This is a genomic window from Pedococcus sp. P1_H8 (genome assembly GCF_056405175.1).
Genome location: NZ_JBFUCP010000004.1, coordinates 1 through 16,291, shown reverse-complemented (window position 1 = coordinate 16,291; position 16,291 = coordinate 1). Strand labels below are relative to the sequence as shown.

General features: G+C 70.5%; 13 protein-coding genes. 12 read left to right on the top strand and 1 reads right to left on the bottom strand.

Annotation, left to right across the window (positions count from 1 at the left end; translation table 11 throughout):
- From lysA to prmC, 12 genes are all read left to right on the top strand, one after another.
- Complete coding sequence (gene lysA, locus AC1DYG_RS05490; RefSeq protein ID WP_477638886.1) at window positions 1–1,437, top strand: diaminopimelate decarboxylase; 1,437 nt, start codon at window positions 1–3, stop codon at window positions 1,435–1,437.
- A 166-nt stretch (window positions 1,438–1,603) separates the two neighbouring features.
- A complete protein-coding gene (locus tag AC1DYG_RS05485) occupies window positions 1,604–2,971 on the top strand; it encodes a homoserine dehydrogenase (RefSeq protein ID WP_477638885.1) in 1,368 nt (455 codons plus the stop codon).
- Window positions 2,971–4,056, top strand: a complete 1,086-nt coding sequence (thrC, locus tag AC1DYG_RS05480; protein WP_477638884.1) for a threonine synthase — start codon at window positions 2,971–2,973, stop codon at window positions 4,054–4,056. Before AC1DYG_RS05485 ends, thrC begins: the two co-directional genes overlap by 1 nt.
- The gene (gene thrB / locus AC1DYG_RS05475) at window positions 4,056–5,018 is read left to right on the top strand and encodes a homoserine kinase (RefSeq protein WP_477638883.1); all 963 of its coding nucleotides are present in this window, start codon (window positions 4,056–4,058) and stop codon (window positions 5,016–5,018) included. Before thrC ends, thrB begins: the two co-directional genes overlap by 1 nt.
- 211 nt (window positions 5,019–5,229) lie before the next feature.
- Window positions 5,230–7,398 (top strand): transcription termination factor Rho, encoded by a 2,169-nt coding sequence (gene rho, locus AC1DYG_RS05470; RefSeq protein ID WP_477638882.1) that lies wholly within the window; start codon window positions 5,230–5,232, stop codon window positions 7,396–7,398.
- 136 nt (window positions 7,399–7,534) lie between these two features.
- Window positions 7,535–7,918: a response regulator transcription factor gene (locus AC1DYG_RS05465; RefSeq protein ID WP_477638881.1), complete on the top strand. Its 384-nt coding sequence runs from the start codon at window positions 7,535–7,537 to the stop codon at window positions 7,916–7,918.
- The gene (locus AC1DYG_RS05460; protein ID WP_477638880.1) at window positions 7,915–8,967 is read left to right on the top strand and encodes a HEAT repeat domain-containing protein; all 1,053 of its coding nucleotides are present in this window, start codon (window positions 7,915–7,917) and stop codon (window positions 8,965–8,967) included. The genes AC1DYG_RS05465 and AC1DYG_RS05460 overlap by 4 nt, the downstream gene beginning before the upstream one ends.
- A complete protein-coding gene (locus AC1DYG_RS05455; protein ID WP_477638879.1) occupies window positions 8,964–10,412 on the top strand; it encodes a glycosyltransferase family 2 protein in 1,449 nt (482 codons plus the stop codon). The genes AC1DYG_RS05460 and AC1DYG_RS05455 overlap by 4 nt, the downstream gene beginning before the upstream one ends.
- Window positions 10,409–12,475 (top strand): sensor histidine kinase, encoded by a 2,067-nt coding sequence (locus AC1DYG_RS05450; protein WP_477638878.1) that lies wholly within the window; start codon window positions 10,409–10,411, stop codon window positions 12,473–12,475. The genes AC1DYG_RS05455 and AC1DYG_RS05450 overlap by 4 nt, the downstream gene beginning before the upstream one ends.
- 110 nt (window positions 12,476–12,585) lie before the next feature.
- Window positions 12,586–12,810, top strand: a complete 225-nt coding sequence (rpmE, locus tag AC1DYG_RS05445; protein WP_056922415.1) for a 50S ribosomal protein L31 — start codon at window positions 12,586–12,588, stop codon at window positions 12,808–12,810.
- A 172-nt stretch (window positions 12,811–12,982) separates the two neighbouring features.
- Window positions 12,983–14,068, top strand: coding sequence for a peptide chain release factor 1 (gene prfA, locus AC1DYG_RS05440; protein WP_477638877.1), 1,086 nt, complete (start codon window positions 12,983–12,985; stop codon window positions 14,066–14,068).
- The gene (gene prmC / locus AC1DYG_RS05435; protein ID WP_477638876.1) at window positions 14,065–14,925 is read left to right on the top strand and encodes a peptide chain release factor N(5)-glutamine methyltransferase; all 861 of its coding nucleotides are present in this window, start codon (window positions 14,065–14,067) and stop codon (window positions 14,923–14,925) included. Before prfA ends, prmC begins: the two co-directional genes overlap by 4 nt.
- Before the next feature lie 68 nt (window positions 14,926–14,993).
- Here prmC and AC1DYG_RS05430 read toward each other — a convergent pair whose 3' ends face one another.
- Window positions 14,994–15,968 (bottom strand): DDE-type integrase/transposase/recombinase, encoded by a 975-nt coding sequence (locus AC1DYG_RS05430; RefSeq protein WP_477638875.1) that lies wholly within the window; start codon window positions 15,966–15,968, stop codon window positions 14,994–14,996.
- Between the last annotated feature and the right edge of the window lie 323 nt (window positions 15,969–16,291).

The window sequence follows — 16,291 nt, the reverse complement described above, 5'->3', positions numbered from 1 at the left end:
ATGCGCGCTCACGAGGCCGGAGCCCTCCACGCCGAGGGGTACGGCGGACCACCGCACTGGTTGCCCTGGCCCACTGACGTCATGGAGCTGCTGCCGCAGCTGTGGCCGCAGACGATCGGTCGTGACGCGCAGGGACGCCTGACCGTCGGGGGACTCGATGTGGTGAGCATCGCGCGCGAGTTCGGCACCGCTGCATACGTCGTCGACGAGGAGGACTTCCGCGCCCGCGCGCGGGCCTTCCGCGACGAGTTCGCGGCACCGTTCGTCGAGCTCGGCGGAGTCGACGTCTTCTACGCCGGCAAGGCGTTCCTGTGCACCGAGGTGGCGCGGTGGGTGGCCGACGAGGGCCTGTGCCTCGACGTCTGCTCGGGTGGTGAGCTGGCGGTGGCGCAACGGGCGGGCTTCCCCGCAGCGCGGATCGGCTTGCACGGCAACAACAAGTCCGTGGCCGAGATCCGTCAGGCCCTGGACTACGGCGTGGGGAGGATCGTCGTCGACTCGTTCGAGGAGATCGACCGCATCGCCGAGGTCGCCGCAGAGCTCGGCGTCCGCGCGCCGGTCATGGTGCGTGTCACGGTCGGCGTCGAGGCGCACACGCACGAGTTCATCGCCACTGCCCACGAGGACCAGAAGTTCGGCTTCTCCCTGGCCGGTGGCAAGGCCGCCGAGGCGGTCAGCCGCATCCTGGCCCACGGCGACCGGCTCGAGCTCCTGGGGCTGCACTCCCACATCGGCAGCCAGATCTTCGATACCGCGGGCTTCGAGGTGTCAGCCCGCCGCCTGATCGGGCTGCACGCCGAGGTGGCGCGACTGCACGGCATCCACCTGCCCGAGCTGGACCTCGGGGGCGGCTACGGCATCGCCTACACGACCGAGCACACCCCGCTCTCACCGCGCGAGCTCGGCGAGCAGATGGCCGACCTGGTCCGGCGCGAGCTCAAGGCGGTCGGCGACGGGAGTCCCGACACCCCGACACCCAGGATCTCGATCGAGCCGGGACGCGCCATTGTGGGGCCGAGCACGTTCACGCTCTACGAGGTCGGCACCGTCAAGGACGTCGACGTCGCCGAGGGCCTGGCCCGCACGTACGTCTCGGTCGACGGCGGGATGAGCGACAACATCCGGACTGCCCTCTATGACGCCGACTACTCCTGCACCCTCGCCAGCCGTCGCTCGGAAGCCCCGCCGCGGCTCGCCCGTGTGGTCGGCAAGCACTGCGAGAGCGGTGACATCGTCGTCATGGACGAATACCTCCCTGACGACATCACCGCGGGCGACCTGATCGCCGTCCCCGGCACCGGCGCCTACTGCCGCTCGATGGCCAGCCAGTACAACCACACGCCGCGCCCTCCCGTGATCGCCGTCAGGGACGGCCGGGCCCGGGTCCTCCTCCGCCGCGAGACGGTGGAGGATCTGCTGGCCCTGGACGTCGGCTGACGAAGGATTGCCGCCGATGGACGCAGCAGCGACAGTTCGTCCGGATGACGGAACAATGAGCGTCCACACCGTGGACACCGGCACGATGGCCGGGGTCCGGGCACCATGGCCGGGGCCGGCAGAAGGCCCATCAGGGCGCAAGGAGCACGCAGTGAAGGAAGTCAGCGTGAGTGAGAGCCAGCAGGCAACCGCCGAGCGGCCCCTGAGGGTGGCGCTCCTCGGGTGTGGCGTCGTCGGCTCGTCCGTGGCCCGGATGCTCACCCAGCACTCCGACGACCTCGCGGCCCGCGTCGGCCGGCCCCTCGAGCTGATCGGCATCGCCGTGCGCCGGTCGGGCAAGGACCGGTCCGACCTGCCCGTCGATCCCGCCCTGTTCACGACCGACGCCGAGTCGATCATCACCAAGGCCGACATCGTCATCGAGGTGATCGGTGGCATCGAGCCGGCCAGGACTCTCATCGAGCTGGCCATGAAGCACGGTGCCTCCGTGGTGTCGGCCAACAAGGCGCTGCTGGCGGAGGCCGGTCCCGCCTTGTATGCCGCCGCGGCAGAGCACGGCGTCGACCTCTACTACGAGGCCGCGGTCGCCGGGGCCATCCCGATCCTGCGGCCGATCCGCGAGTCGCTCGCCGGCGACGACGTCCGCAAGGTGCTCGGCATCGTCAACGGCACCACCAACTACGTCCTCGACAAGATGGACTCGACCGGCATGGGGTTTGCCGAGGCCGTCGAACAGGCACAGGCCCTGGGCTACGCCGAAGCCGACCCGACCGCCGACGTCGAGGGTTTCGACGCCGCCGCCAAGGCCGCCATCCTCGCCTCGCTGGCCTTCCACACGCGCGTCTCCAGCGACCAGGTCTACCGCGAGGGCATCACCGAGGTGTCCTCGGCGGACATCCAGGCGGCACGCGAAATGGACTGTGTCGTCAAGCTTCTCGCGATCTGCGAGCGCACCGAGGTCATCGGTGAAGACGGCACCCTCGCACCCGGCGTCAGCGTCCGGGTGCACCCGGCCATGATCCCTCGCTCACATCCCCTTGGCGGTGTGCGAGACGCCTTCAACGCGGTCTTCGTGGAAGCCGACGCAGCCGGTCAGCTGATGTTCTACGGCAGGGGCGCCGGTGGTGACCCCACCGCCAGCGCCGTCCTCGGTGACGTTGTGGCCGTAGCCCGGCACCGCGTCGGCGGCGGTCGTGGCCCGGGGGAGTCGGCCTACGCCGACCTGCCTGTGCTCGACATGGGCCAGGCCCTCACGAGGTACCACATCAGCCTCGACGTGGCCGACCGCCCGGGTGTCCTCGCGCAGGTCGCGACGTCGTTCGCCGAGCACGGGGTGTCGATCGAGACGGTCCGCCAGCACCTCATCGCCGCCGACCCGGAAGGTCCCGACGGCGAGGGCGCCGAGTCCCGCGCCAACCTGATCGTCGTGACGCACATCGCCCCTGACGCCGCGCTCGCGGCAACCGTCCAGGCCCTCGCCGGGCTCGACACGGTCACCGAGGTCGTGTCGGTCATGCGGGTGGAGGGCGACTGATGGCGAGCCTGTGGCGCGGGGTGATCCGCGAGTATGCCGACCGGCTGCCGATGCTCCAGGGCGCACCCGTGGTGACCCTCCAGGAGGGCGGCACCCCGCTGATCCCAGCGGAGCACCTGTCCGAGCTCACCGCGGCGCAGGTCTTCGTGAAGTACGAGGGACTCAACCCGACGGCGTCCTTCAAGGACCGCGGCATGACGGCCGCGATCTCGGTGGCCGCCAAGAACGGCGCCAAGGCCGTGATCTGCGCGTCGACGGGCAACACGAGCGCCAGTGCCGCGGCCTACGCCACCAAGGCGGGCATGACCTGTGCGGTGCTCGTCCCCGACGGCAAGATCGCCATGGGCAAGCTCAGCCAGGCGATCGCGCACGGCGCGACCCTGCTCCAGGTGGACGGCAACTTCGACGACTGCCTCACGCTGGCCCGCAAGCTCGCCGAGTCCTATCCCGTCGAGCTCGTCAACTCGGTCAACCCGGCGCGGATCGAGGGTCAGAAGACCGCCGCCTTCGAGGTCGTCGACGCGCTCGGTGACGCCCCCGACATCCACTGCCTCCCGGTCGGCAACGCCGGCAACATCACGGCCTACTGGAAGGGCTATCGCGAGTACCACCGCGGCAGCGAGCAGCCCGGCCCCGCAACCAGGCTCCCGCAGATGTGGGGTTTCCAGGCGGCCGGTGCCGCACCCATCGTCCTGGGACATCCCGTCGACGACCCGGACACCATCGCCACGGCGATCCGCATCGGCAACCCGGCGTCGTGGAAGCAGGCGGAGGCCGCCCGCGACGAGTCCGGCGGTCGGATCGAGTCCGTCACCGACGAGCAGATCCTCGCCGCCCATCGCATCCTCTCGGCCCGCGAAGGGATCTTCGTCGAGCCCGGCTCGGCGGCGTCGGTCGCCGGGCTGCTCCAGGCCGCCGAGGCAGGACACGTCCCAGCCGGTGCCACGATCGTCTGCACGGTCACCGGGCACGGGCTGAAGGACCCGCAGTGGGCGCTCCGGAACGCCGACGGCTCCGACGTCACGCCGACGAGGGTGCCGGTGGACGCGTTCACGGCGGCGCAGGCCCTGGGGTTGCAGGACTGATGGGCGAGCTCCTCGCCGGCAGCTCCGTGCAGGTGCGGGTGCCGGCCAGCAGCGCCAACCTGGGGCCGGGCTTCGACTCGGTCGGGCTCGCCCTCGGGCTCTGGGACACCTGTGTCGCGACCGTGACCGACCAGCCCGGGGTGCGGATCGACGTCGAGGGGGAGGGCGCCGCCGAGGTGCCCCGCGATGCCAGCCACCTGGTCGTCCGCGCCATGGTGCGGGCGTGGGAGGAGCTCGAGACCGAGCCTGCCGCGGGACTGCACCTGCAGTGCCGCAACGAGGTGCCGCACGGCCGCGGACTGGGGTCTTCGGCCACCGCGATCGTGACCGGAATCGTTGCCGCACAAGCACTCCACGACGTATGCCGCGGGGTCACCGATCCGCCCGACCTCACCTTCACCAACGACCTCGCAGCCCGTCTCGAGGGCCATCCGGACAACTCGTCGGCGTCGGTCTACGGAGGCCTCACGCTGTCCTGGGCCGACTCGCCCGAGGGTGGCACGCAGACCCTGCGCCTCCAGCCCCATCGCGACGTGCGTGCGGTGGTACTCGTGCCCGCGGCCCAGCTGTCCACCGCCAAGGCACGGTCGGTCCTGCCGACCCACATCCGGCACGGTGAGGCCGCCCTGAACTCGGCCCGCGCGGCGCTGCTCGTGCAGGCGCTGACCAGCCACCCGGCATACCTGCTGGCGGCCACCCGCGAGTGGCTGCACCAGGAGGCGCGCAGGGACTCCTTCCCTGCCTCGATGTCCGTCGTCGACGCGCTCAGGGGCCGTGGTCATGCCGCCGTGATCTCCGGGGCGGGCCCTTCGGTGCTGGTCCTCACGACCGACGACCAGGTGTCCGCCATCGCCGGGGAGGCAGGCGACGCGTGGCGGGTCCTCGACCCCGGCATCCCAGCGACAGGTGCGCAGGTCAGGCCCCTGCGACGCGGAGGGGACATTCTGGGCAGTCGGGACTGACGCGCGCACCAACGGTGTTACATTGGGTGCGCACTCGCAGCCGATGCCTCCTCTTGCGCATCCAGCAGCGAAATGCACCCACCACATGTCGGCGGCCTTCGTGCTGCCACGCCTCCCTGTGCTGCATGTGGCTCCATCGGTCAGCACTTCTGACCCAAGCACCGGTCCGGGATCTGAACGCCGGACCGCGAACGAGGGGGAAGGATCCTTCGTGACAGACACCACCACTCTCGACTCTGCGGGTTCGCAGGACGAGAAGCCGCGCCGCTCCGGCGCACTGAGCACCATGAAGGTTGCCGAGCTCCAGGGCCTGGCCGCCAGCATGGGCATCACCGGCACCGCCAAGATGCGCAAGGGTGACCTGGTCACCGCCATCAAGGACCGCCAGTCCGGAGCAGGAGCGCCGGCCCGCCGGACCGCCCCGCAGCAGGAGCGTCCGGCCCGAGCCGAGACGCCCACCACCGAACAGCAGGCCGGCGCCGAGCGCGCCCCCCGCAGCGGCAGCGAGCAGGTTGACGGCGCCGAGCGCCCCGAGCGTGGCGACCGCGCCGACCGTGCCGACCGTGCCGACCGTGCCGAGCGTGCCGAGCGTGCCGACCGCGCCGACCAGGGCCGAGACAGCGTCGGGGACGCCGAGTCCGCCGACCGCGGCGACCGCGCCCAGGGTGAGCGTCCGCAGGGCGAGCGTCCGAGCCGCAACCGGGCCGACCGGGCCGCGCGCCTGCAGGCCCAGCGTCAGAACCGTGAAGGCCTTCGCGACGGCGACGAGCAGGACCGCGACCAGCAGGACCGCGGACCGGACCGCGACCAGGTGGGCCGCGACCAGAACCGTGACCAGAACCGTGACGCCGGCCAGGGCCGCGACACCCGCGACGACCGTTTCCAGGGCGACCGACGCGAGCGTCAGCAGGCGGACCGACAGACCCGCGACGACCGGGACAACCGGGACAACCGAGACAACCGGGACGACCGGGGCGGCCGCGACGACCGCGACGACCGGGGTGGCCGCCAGCAGGGCGGGGCGGCCGGCCAGGGGCAGCAGGGCGGCCAGCGCAACCAGGGCCAGCAGCAGGGCCAGCAGGACCAGCAGGGTTACGACGACGACGGCGACGGTCGCGGCGGACGTCGCCGCAACCGGAACCGGAACCGCAACCGTGACAAGCGCGGTCAGCGCGGCGACTACGGCAGCGACTACGAGAACGAGCCGATGGTCGAGGAGGACGACGTCCTCGTCCCCGTGGCGGGCATCCTCGACGTGCTGGACAACTACGCGTTCGTCCGGACGTCCGGCTACCTGCCGGGGCCCGGCGACGTCTACGTTCCGCTCGGCATGGTCAAGAAGAACGGCATGCGCAAGGGTGACGCGGTCACCGGTGCCGTGAAGGCCCAGCGTGATGACTCCCAGCAGAACCAGCGTCAGAAGTTCAACGCGCTCGTGCGCCTCGACACGGTCAACGGGATGACCCCCGACGATGCCCGCAAGCGCGTCGAGTTCGGCAAGCTCACGCCGCTCTACCCGCAACAGCGCCTGCGCCTCGAGACCGAGCCCGGCATCCTCACCACCCGCGTGATCGACCTCGTCGCGCCCATCGGCAAGGGCCAGCGTGGTCTCATCGTCGCCCCGGCCAAGGCCGGCAAGACGATGGTCATGCAGGCCATCGCCAACGCCATCACGACCAACAACCCCGAGTGCCACCTGATGGTCGTGCTCGTGGACGAGCGTCCTGAGGAAGTCACCGACATGCAGCGCGCGGTCAAGGGCGAGGTCATCTCCTCGACCTTCGACCGGCCGGCCGAGGACCACACGACGGTCGCCGAGCTCGCGATCGAGCGGGCGAAGCGTCTCGTCGAGATGGGCCACGACGTGGTCGTGCTGCTCGACTCGATCACCAAGCTGGGTCGCGCCTACAACCTGGCCGCCCCGGCGAGCGGGCGCATCCTTTCCGGTGGTGTCGACTCCGCGGCGCTCTACCCGCCGAAGAAGTTCTTCGGCGCCGCGCGCAACATCGAGAACGGCGGCTCGCTCACCATCCTCGCGACGGCCCTCGTCGAGACCGGGTCCCGCATGGACGAGGTCATCTTCGAGGAGTTCAAGGGCACCGGGAACATGGAGCTCAAGCTCGACCGTGGCCTGGCCAACCGCCGGATCTTCCCGGCGGTCGACATCAACAACTCGGGCACCCGCAAGGAAGAGATCCTCCTGTCGGGCGACGAGCTCAAGATCATGTGGAAGCTCCGGAGGGTCCTCGCCGCGCTCGACCAGCAGCAGGGCATCGAGCTCCTGATCGACCGGATCAAGAAGACCAAGAGCAACATCGAGTTCCTCATGCAGGTCCAGCAGAACTCCTCGATCCGCCTGGACGAGGGCGACAAGGACTGATCGCATCCGGGCGTGCCGTGGCACGACAAACTCGACTGGGGTCCGCCACCACGTGGTGTCGGACCCCAGTTGCGTGTCCCACGGATTAGCATGGGTACCCGAACCACCAACTGGACGACGACCGAAGGGAATGGCAGTGACCGCGGCAGAGGCAATCCGAGTGCTCGTCGCTGACGACGACCCGGATATTCGCGATCTCGTCGAGTTCAAACTCACCCAAGCCGGATATGTCGTGCAGGCCGTTCCAGACGGACTGAGCGCCTGGGAGGCGTTCCAGGCGCAGGCGCCCGCGCTGGTCATCCTCGACGTGATGATGCCAGGGCTGTCGGGTATCGATGTCCTGCGCAAGATCCGGGACAGCGGCGCCGCCACGGTGCCGGTCCTGCTGCTCAGCGCGAAGTCCCGAGACAGCGACGTCGACACCGGCTTCGCCGTCGGGGCCGACGACTACGTCATCAAGCCGTTCAGTCCACGAGAGCTGCTGCACCGGGTCAACGGGATCCTGGCGCGCGTCCGGTGACCCCGCGCGACCTGCTGTGGGCCTCCTCAGCTCTGGTCCTGCTGGCCTGTCTCGCCCTGGTGCTGCTCATCGTGCTCACCAAGGTGTCGCGCACCCGTCGGGAGCGACGAACCGCAGGGCTCGTCGCACCGCACCGCGCACACCTGCTCGCCGTCGCCTCGGGCGAGGACGACGACGGGAGCCATCGTGACGCGCTGATGGAGGTCGACGGCCCCGCCCGCGMGGCCGTCGACGACGTGGTCCTCGAGCTCCTGGGCAAGGTGAGGGGGTTCCCGGCCGAGGAGCTGGCGTCCGTGCTCCTCGTCCACGGTGCGGTCGACCGCGCACCCCACGACCTGCGCGACCGCAGCACCCTGCGTCGGGCGCGCGCCGCGCACATCCTGGGCCTGTGCAACGTGGGGGCCGCACTGCCGCTGCTCGTCGAGGCCCTCGGCGACCCGGCGCCCGAGGTGCGCGTTGCCGCGACCCGGGCCCTCGGCCGGCTCGGCGAGCCGTCGGCGTCGGCGGCCCTGCTCGCGGCGGTCGGGGCAGATCGGGTCGTCCCGGCCGGGCCCGCTGCCGACGCCCTCGAGGGAATGGGGGTCGGCATCGCCGGGTCGCTGCGCGACGCGCTGTCGGCGAGCAACCCCACCACTCGCACCGTCGCGGCATACCTCAGCGGTGAGGGCAGCTTCTCGCGGTCCCTGGTGGCGCTTCGGGTCGCCCTGGCCGGCGACGACGACCACACCGTGCGTGAGGCGGCGGCGGTCGCCCTCGGACGGATGGGCCGGGCCGAGGACGTGGCCGCGCTCCTGCGCCAGACGGCCGCAGACCGGCCACGGTCACTGCGTCGGGCCTGTGCCTCCGCCCTGGGTGAGCTCGGCGAGACGTCGGCCGTGGACGGTCTCGGCGAGCTGCTGGGCGACCCGGATCCGCGGTTGGCCGAGATCGCCGCCACCTCCCTCCTGCAGCTGGGTCCGGCCGGGCGCACCGTCCTCGACTCGGCTCCGACCAACGCGTCGGTCGAGACGGCCCTGACCCTGGCCCGGCTGAAGGGGAGCGCGGCGTGAGCTGGGACGGCTTCGTCGAGGGGCTCCGGGCCGTAGTGGTCTGGCTGATGGACTTCAGCTCGGTGCCGATCCTGGTCTACTTCGCGGTCATCAACCTCTCCTACCTCCTGCTCATCGTCCTGGCCAGCATCGACTTCCGGGCGCAGCACCGCCGTCGCGAGGCCGTGGTCGAGACCTTCGGGGGTGCGCTGACGCCGGGTGTCTCACTCCTGGTGCCCGCCCACAACGAGGAGATGGGCATCGTGACCTCGGTGCAGGCGCTGCTCTCGCTGCGCTATCCCCGGCACGAGGTGGTCGTCGTCGACGACGGCAGTTCCGACGCGACCTTCGAGCGACTGCGCGCGGCGTTCGACCTCGTGCCGATCCCGCGCGAGATCCCGCAGGACGTCCCGATCCGGGCCCGGATCATCGACGTGCACGTGCCCCGCGACGGCCGGACCCGGCTCGTCGTCGTGCGCAAGGAGAACTCCGGTCGGTCCGAGGCGATCAACGTCGCCCTCAACGCCGCCACCGAGCCACTCGTCGCGATGGTGGATGCCGACTCCATCCTCGAGCCCGACGCCCTGCTCCGGGTGACCCAGCCCTTCGCCGACGACCCGATCCGCATGGTGGCAGCCGGGGGTGCCATCCGGCCGGTCAACGGCAGTCGGGTGGTGTCGGGGCGCATCGTCAAGGTCCAGATGCCGAAGCCCTGGCTGGCCCGCATCCAGGTCGTCGAGTACCTCCGCGCGTTCCTGCTCGGCCGGACCGGGTGGTCGCGGTTCGGGGCCCTGATCCTGATCAGCGGCGCCTTCGGCCTGTTCCGCCGTGACGTCGTCGTCGAGGTCGGTGGGCTCGACGCCGACAGCATCGGAGAGGACTTCGAGCTGGTTCTGCGCATCCATCGCAAGCTGCACGACGAGCAGCGGGACTACCGCGTGGGATTCGTCCCTGAGCCGGTCCTGTGGACCGAGGTCCCCTCGACCGTCGCTGTGCTGCGCAACCAACGGCGACGCTGGCACCGCGGGCTGTGGGAGACGCTGTGGGCCTACCGCGGCATGGTGCTGCGGCCCCGGTACGGCAAGGTCGGCATGATCGCGCTGCCCTACTACTGGATCTTCGAGCTCTTCGCCCCGCTGCTGGAGTTCTTCGGCATCATCATCGTGCCGCTCGCGCTCCTCCTCGGTGTGGTCGACATCCCCTACGCCCTGCTCTTCCTCGCGCTGGCCTACGGTCTGGCGATCCTGGTGACGTTGTCGGCCATGGCCGCCGAGGAGTGGTCGTTCCACCGTCACGAGCGGTGGCGCGACCTCGGGCTCACCTTGATCGCGTCGGTGCTGGAGAACATCGGATACCGCCAGCTCACCGTGTGGTGGCGGCTCGAGGGCTGGTGGGCGAGCTTGCGCCGCAAGAAGCAGGTGTGGGGCGTGATGACCCGCGCCGGATTCGGCGAGGCGGGCGAGTGACCCCGTTCGCGAGCCGATCGGTATCCGGTCAGCTCAAGGTCCTCGGGCTCTCCCTGGTCCTGTTGTTCCCCATCGTCGCAGTCGCGTCCCTGGTGAACATCACGAGCCAGAGTCGTGACCTCCAGTCGCTGACGCTGTCCTACGGCCCCGCCTTCGACGCCAACAACGCCGTCCTCATCGAGATGACCGAAGCCAACGCCGGGTGGAGCGAGCTGATGGGCGGCTCCGCCCAGCCGGCCTACCGCCTCAAGCGCGACCTGGTCTCAGGGGACCTCGCCACCATCGAGCGCACCCTGAGGTCACGGTGGCTACCCGTCGAGAACCGCACGCGGTATGCCGCCTTGCTGCAGACCCAGCGCGCCGCCGTCGACGCGTGGTTCAGGGCGGCGCAGGCAGCCGAGGTCGGCGCGAACCTCCCCCCGTCGGGGCGCAGCGTCCTCGAGGCCGATGCGATGGATCAGTTCCGGCTCTTCCGCGACAGCAACCGGGGTCTGTCCGAGGCGATCCGACTCGAGCGGGACGCGGCGCGAGAGGGGGCGCGGGACTCCGTCCAGCGCATTGTGGCGATCGCAGCCGGCACGATGGTGCTGTCCATGGCCATCGTGCTCGGTGGATGGCGGCTGTTGCAGCAATCGGTCAGTGGTCCGCTGGAGCGGTTGCGATCGGTCGTCGAGCGGCAGCGCGACGGTGACCGCGACGCCCTGGCCGACACCGACACCGGCGCTGCCGAGGTGCGCGGGCTGGCTGCCGACTTCAACGGCCTGACCCGCTCCAACCAGGTGCTCCAGGAGCAGCAGTCGGTCGTCCTGCTCGCGCACCAGCTGGCTCTCGACGTCGCCCGCGTCGTGCACGGGGCACCAGATCTCGACACCGCCCTGCACACCGTGTGCGCGATGCTCGGTGAGGGCTTGTCGGTCGACCGGATCATGCTCTACACCCACGACGACTCAGGGGCGATCGACCAGCGGACCCAGTGGCACCGCGACGACCTGCCCGATCTCGGGCCGCTGCCATCATCCCTGGCCGACGAGGTCAAGGAGGTCGGAGACGAGCTGCGTCGTCAGGCGACCGTGTTCGTCCTGTCCGACTTCCTCCACGCCGAGGTCCAGACCCAGGACCGGGCCGAGCGCTTCTACCGCGCCACCGGTGCCACGTCGCTCCTCATGGTCCCCGTGGGAATCGGCGAGCAGGGCCTGGGGGTGTTGTCGCTGATGACCGTGGACACGCCGCGACGGTGGCGGCGCTACGAGATCCAGGCTGTCCAGCAGTGCGCCGGGTACGTCGCGCAGTCGATCGTGGACCTGCGGTTGCGGGAGATGCGAGAGGCCCAGGTGGACCAGCTCACCGCACTCGACCGGCAGAAGACCGACTTCATGGCCACCGTGTCGCACGAGCTGCGCACGCCGCTGACCTCGATCAACGGCTATCTCGAGCTGCTCGAGGACGGCGACTACGGCGACCTCTCCACAGCGCAGCTCGGGGCCCTCGACATCATCGGACGCAACGCCAACCGGCTGCGCGGCCTCATCGAGGACCTCCTCGTCCTCAACAAGATCGAGGCGACCGGGTTGCAGTCCTCGACCGAGGACGTCGCCGTCGAGGGGCTCGTGGAGGACGTCGCCGACCTGCTGCGCCCCGTGGCCGAAGCGGCCGGCGTCACCCTGGTCGTCGAACCGATCGACCCCCAGCTCCTGATCCGGGTGGACCGCGGCCAGCTGGAGCGCAGCCTCATCAACCTCGGCTCCAACGCGGTCAAGTTCACCCCATCCGGCGGGCAGGCCACGATCGGCGCCACGGAGACCGACGGTCGCGTCGTCGTCACAGTGGCCGACACGGGCATCGGCATCCCCGAGCAGGACCTGCCCCAGCTGTTCGGCCGGTTCTTCCGCGCCTCGAACGCCACGGCCGCCGCGATCCCGGGCACCGGGCTCGGGCTGGCCATCGTGCGGGCCATCGTCGAAGGCCACGGCGGCGAGCTGCAGATCAACTCGGTCGAGGGCAAGGGGACCGTCATCCGGGTGGTTCTACCCACCGGGAATGACGCGGCCCTGAGCACCGTTTAGGAGATGTGCGCCGCTCTCTGGCACACTTGACCGCTGACCGGTTCACGGCATGGAGACCTCCAGGGCAGCCCGCCCAGCCGACCCGGCCACATTGACTCAAGGAGCACGTTGTGCAGAAGGACATCCACCCCGAGTACGTCGAGACCACGGTGAGCTGCACCTGTGGTTCCACGTTCACGACTCGCAGCACCGCGACCTCCGGCGTGATCCGCGCCGAGGTGTGCTCGCAGTGCCACCCGTTCTACACCGGCAAGCAGAAGATCCTCGACACCGGTGGCCGCGTGGCCCGGTTCGAGGCCCGCTACGGCAAGAAGGCCGCTGCCGAGAGCAAGTAGCTTTCCCGATGCGCCGGTCCTGACCCCTCGTGGTCGGGGCCGGCGCATTGCTTTCCCCTCGCCTCGGAGGCTTGCCTGCCGGCCCCCGGCGCGACCACATCCTTCCCCGTGCACCCCCTTTCCCGCGCGACGCAGTCCCTGCACCACCACCCGCACGACCTCAGGAGCCCCCATGTTGGAGTCCGCAGCAGCGCTCGTCCACGAGCACGCCGACCTCGAGAAGCAGCTGGCGGACCCCGAGGTCTTCGGGGACCAGAACCTCGTCCGCAAGCTCAACAAGAGGTATGCCGCGCTGGCACCGACCGTCGCGGCCTACCACGCGTGGCACGCGGCGACCGACGACCTGGCGGCTGCCCGCGAGCTCGCCAAGGAGGACGAGGGCTTCGCCGCGGAGGTACCCAGCCTCGAGGCCCGCCTCGCCCAGACCGAGGACACCTTGCGCCGGCTGCTCATCCCGCGCGACCCCGACGACGACCGCGACGTGATCCTCGAGGTCAAGGCCGGTGAGGGTGGCGAGGAGTCGGCCCTGTTCGCCGGCGACCTGCTGCGGATGTACCTGCGGTTCGCCGAGCGCCGCGGGTGGAAGACCGAGATCATCGACGCGACCGAGTCCGACCTGGGTGGCTACAAGGACGTCCAGGTGGCCGTAAAGGCCAAGGGCACGCCGGCGCTGGGGGAGGGCCCCTGGGCGAGGCTGAAGTACGAAGGCGGCGTGCACCGCGTCCAGCGGGTGCCCGTCACCGAGAGCCAGGGGCGGATCCACACGTCCGCGGCCGGGGTCCTCGTCATGCCCGAGGCGGAGGAGGTCGAGGTCACCATCGACGCCAACGACCTCAAGATCGACGTCTACCGCTCGTCCGGGCCCGGTGGCCAGTCGGTCAACACGACCGACTCGGCGGTGCGGATCACCCACCTGCCGACCGGTGTCGTGGTGTCCTGCCAGAACGAGAAGAGCCAGCTCCAGAACAAGGAGTCGGCGATGCGCGTCCTCCGGGCCCGGCTGCACGCGGTGGCCAAGGAGGCCGCAGACGCCGAGGCGAGCGCGGCGCGCCGCAGCCAGATCCGCACCGTGGACCGCTCCGAGCGGATCCGCACCTACAACTTCCCGGAGAACCGGCTGTCCGACCACCGCACGGGCTTCAAGTCCTACAACCTCGACACCGTGCTCGACGGTGATCTCGAGGCAGTCGTCCAGTCCGCCGTCGACGCCGACGAGGCCGCGCAGATGGCGGCCGTCGCCGAGGGCGCCGGTCAGTGACCGACGACGCCGCCGGCGACCTGCGCGAAGCGGTGCGGGAGGCCACCCGTCGCCTGGCCGAGGCCGGCGTGCCCTCACCCGAGGCCGACGCCGTGGCGCTCGCCGCGCACCTGCTCAAGGTCTCCGTCGGGGACGTCCACAAGGCGATGGTGCTGGGGGCCGCGGCGCCTGCGGCATACCCAGGGCTCGTGGCCGAACGCGCCGCCCGGGTGCCCCTGCAACACCTGACCGGGCGGGCGGGATTCCGCCGGATCGAGCTCAGTGTCGGCCCCGGCGTCTTCGTGCCGCGCCCCGAGACCGAGTTCGTCGCCGGGCTGGCCATCGACGCTGCGCTCGCACTGGAGGCGCCGCTGGTGGTGGACCTGTGCACCGGTTCGGGCGCGATCGCCCTCGCGGTCGCCGACGAGGTGCCCGCCGCGTCGGTGTATGCCGTGGAGCTGGGTCGCGAGGCGCACGCCTGGGCCGAGCGCAACGTCGCCGACACCGGGCTCGCGGTGGACCTGCGACACGGCGACGCTGCCGAGGCCTTCCCGGAGCTCGAGGGAACCGTCGACGTGGTCGTGTCCAACCCGCCGTACATCCCGCTTGGCATGGTGCCGCTCGACCCCGAGGTGCGCGACCACGACCCCGAGCTGGCGCTCTACGGCGGCAGCGAGGACGGCCTGGCCATCCCGCTGGCGGTGGCAGGGCGCGCGGCGCTGCTGCTGCGTCCCGGCGGGCTGCTGGTCATGGAGCACGCCGACAGCCAGGGCGTCACGCTGCCGGGTGCCCTGCGCCGGACCGGCGAGTGGACCGAGGTGGTCGACCACGACGACCTGACCGGCCGCCCGCGCGCGACCACCGCACGCCGCGCCTGAGCCGACTGCCCACCCCGAGTCTTTGATGGGTCGACGGGACACGGATGTCCGGGTAGATGTGGGACATTTTAGGCGGCTTCTCGCAGGCGGCCTTGGTATCGCTTGGTGGGGTCGAGTCGGTGGTGGCCGAGCAGGGTTCCGTCTGGAGCGTAGATGTTTACGTTGGTGTCGCCGTCGGTCAGGACGGTGAGGCGTTGGCGGGCGCGGTGGGAGCCGACGCTGAGGCTGTAGTAGCCGATGTACAGGGAGCCGTTGGCTTGGACGGTGCGGACCGAGACGTCGGCGTCATGTTGGACRGGCAGGTGCTCGGGGCCGCCGTGGTCGGGTGCCTGGTTCCAGGTTTGCTGTGGGGGCTTGTTCCAGGCGCTGTGCCAGCGGGTGGTGTTGTACCAGCTTTGGTAGGTCGCGCAGAGGGTTTGCAACTGCCCCAGGTTGGTCGGGGCTGGTTGGGTGGCGAGCCAGTCCTTGAAGGTGCGGTGGTGGCGTTCGACCTTGCCGCAGGTTTGCGGGTGGTAGGGGCTGGAGTGGATCAGCCGGGCACCTGCCCCGGTGACGACGCGGGTGAACTGTGAGGTGCCGCCGGTGGTGAGTCGGGAGGTGAACGCTGTGCCGTTGTCGGACAACACGATCGCGGGCACCCCGAAGTCTTGGAACGCGGCCCGGATCGCGGCGATCGCTGCCGCTGCGGTTTCCGCGTAGGCGGCGTGGGTGGCCACCAGCAGCCGGGTGCAGTCGTCCAGCACCTCGATCACCACGGCCGTCCCGAACGGCAGGTCGACCAGGGTGGTGCCATCGATCTGGTAGCAGTCCCGTGGGCGGGCGTAACTGAACCGGCGGTAGGAGTACTTGGGGCGTTTGCGTGGGGCCGGGGTGACCAGCCCGGCTTGGCGAAGGTGGTGGTGGATCGTGGACCGAGCCGGCACCACCCATCCCCGCGCAGTCCAGTCCTGCTCGGCGGACAACAGCTGCAGGTGGTACCGGATGGTGTCCGCGCCGTTGTCGGGCCCCAGCTCGGCTCGCAACCGCAGGGCGTGATCGATCACTGGCTGCGGGGTCCGGCCCGGGCTAGTGCGCGGCGCCCGGGACCGTTCTTTCCACGACCCCTGCGCCTGGATCCGGGCCTTGTGCCGGTACGCCGTCGAGCGCGGCACCCCGACCTGTTTGAGCCAGCTTTCGAAGTTCCCACCGAACACGTCCGCGCCCTCAACCACAGCTGCATGCAACGCCGCATCGAGCATCTTCATCCGAGCCGCCGATCTCGCCATGACACCAGCCATAGCGCACCTGGTGCCCCACGAGGCGGTCAGCAGCCGTGTCTCACATGTCCCAAGACATCAGGTGTCCCAGATGTCCCCGGACTCGACAC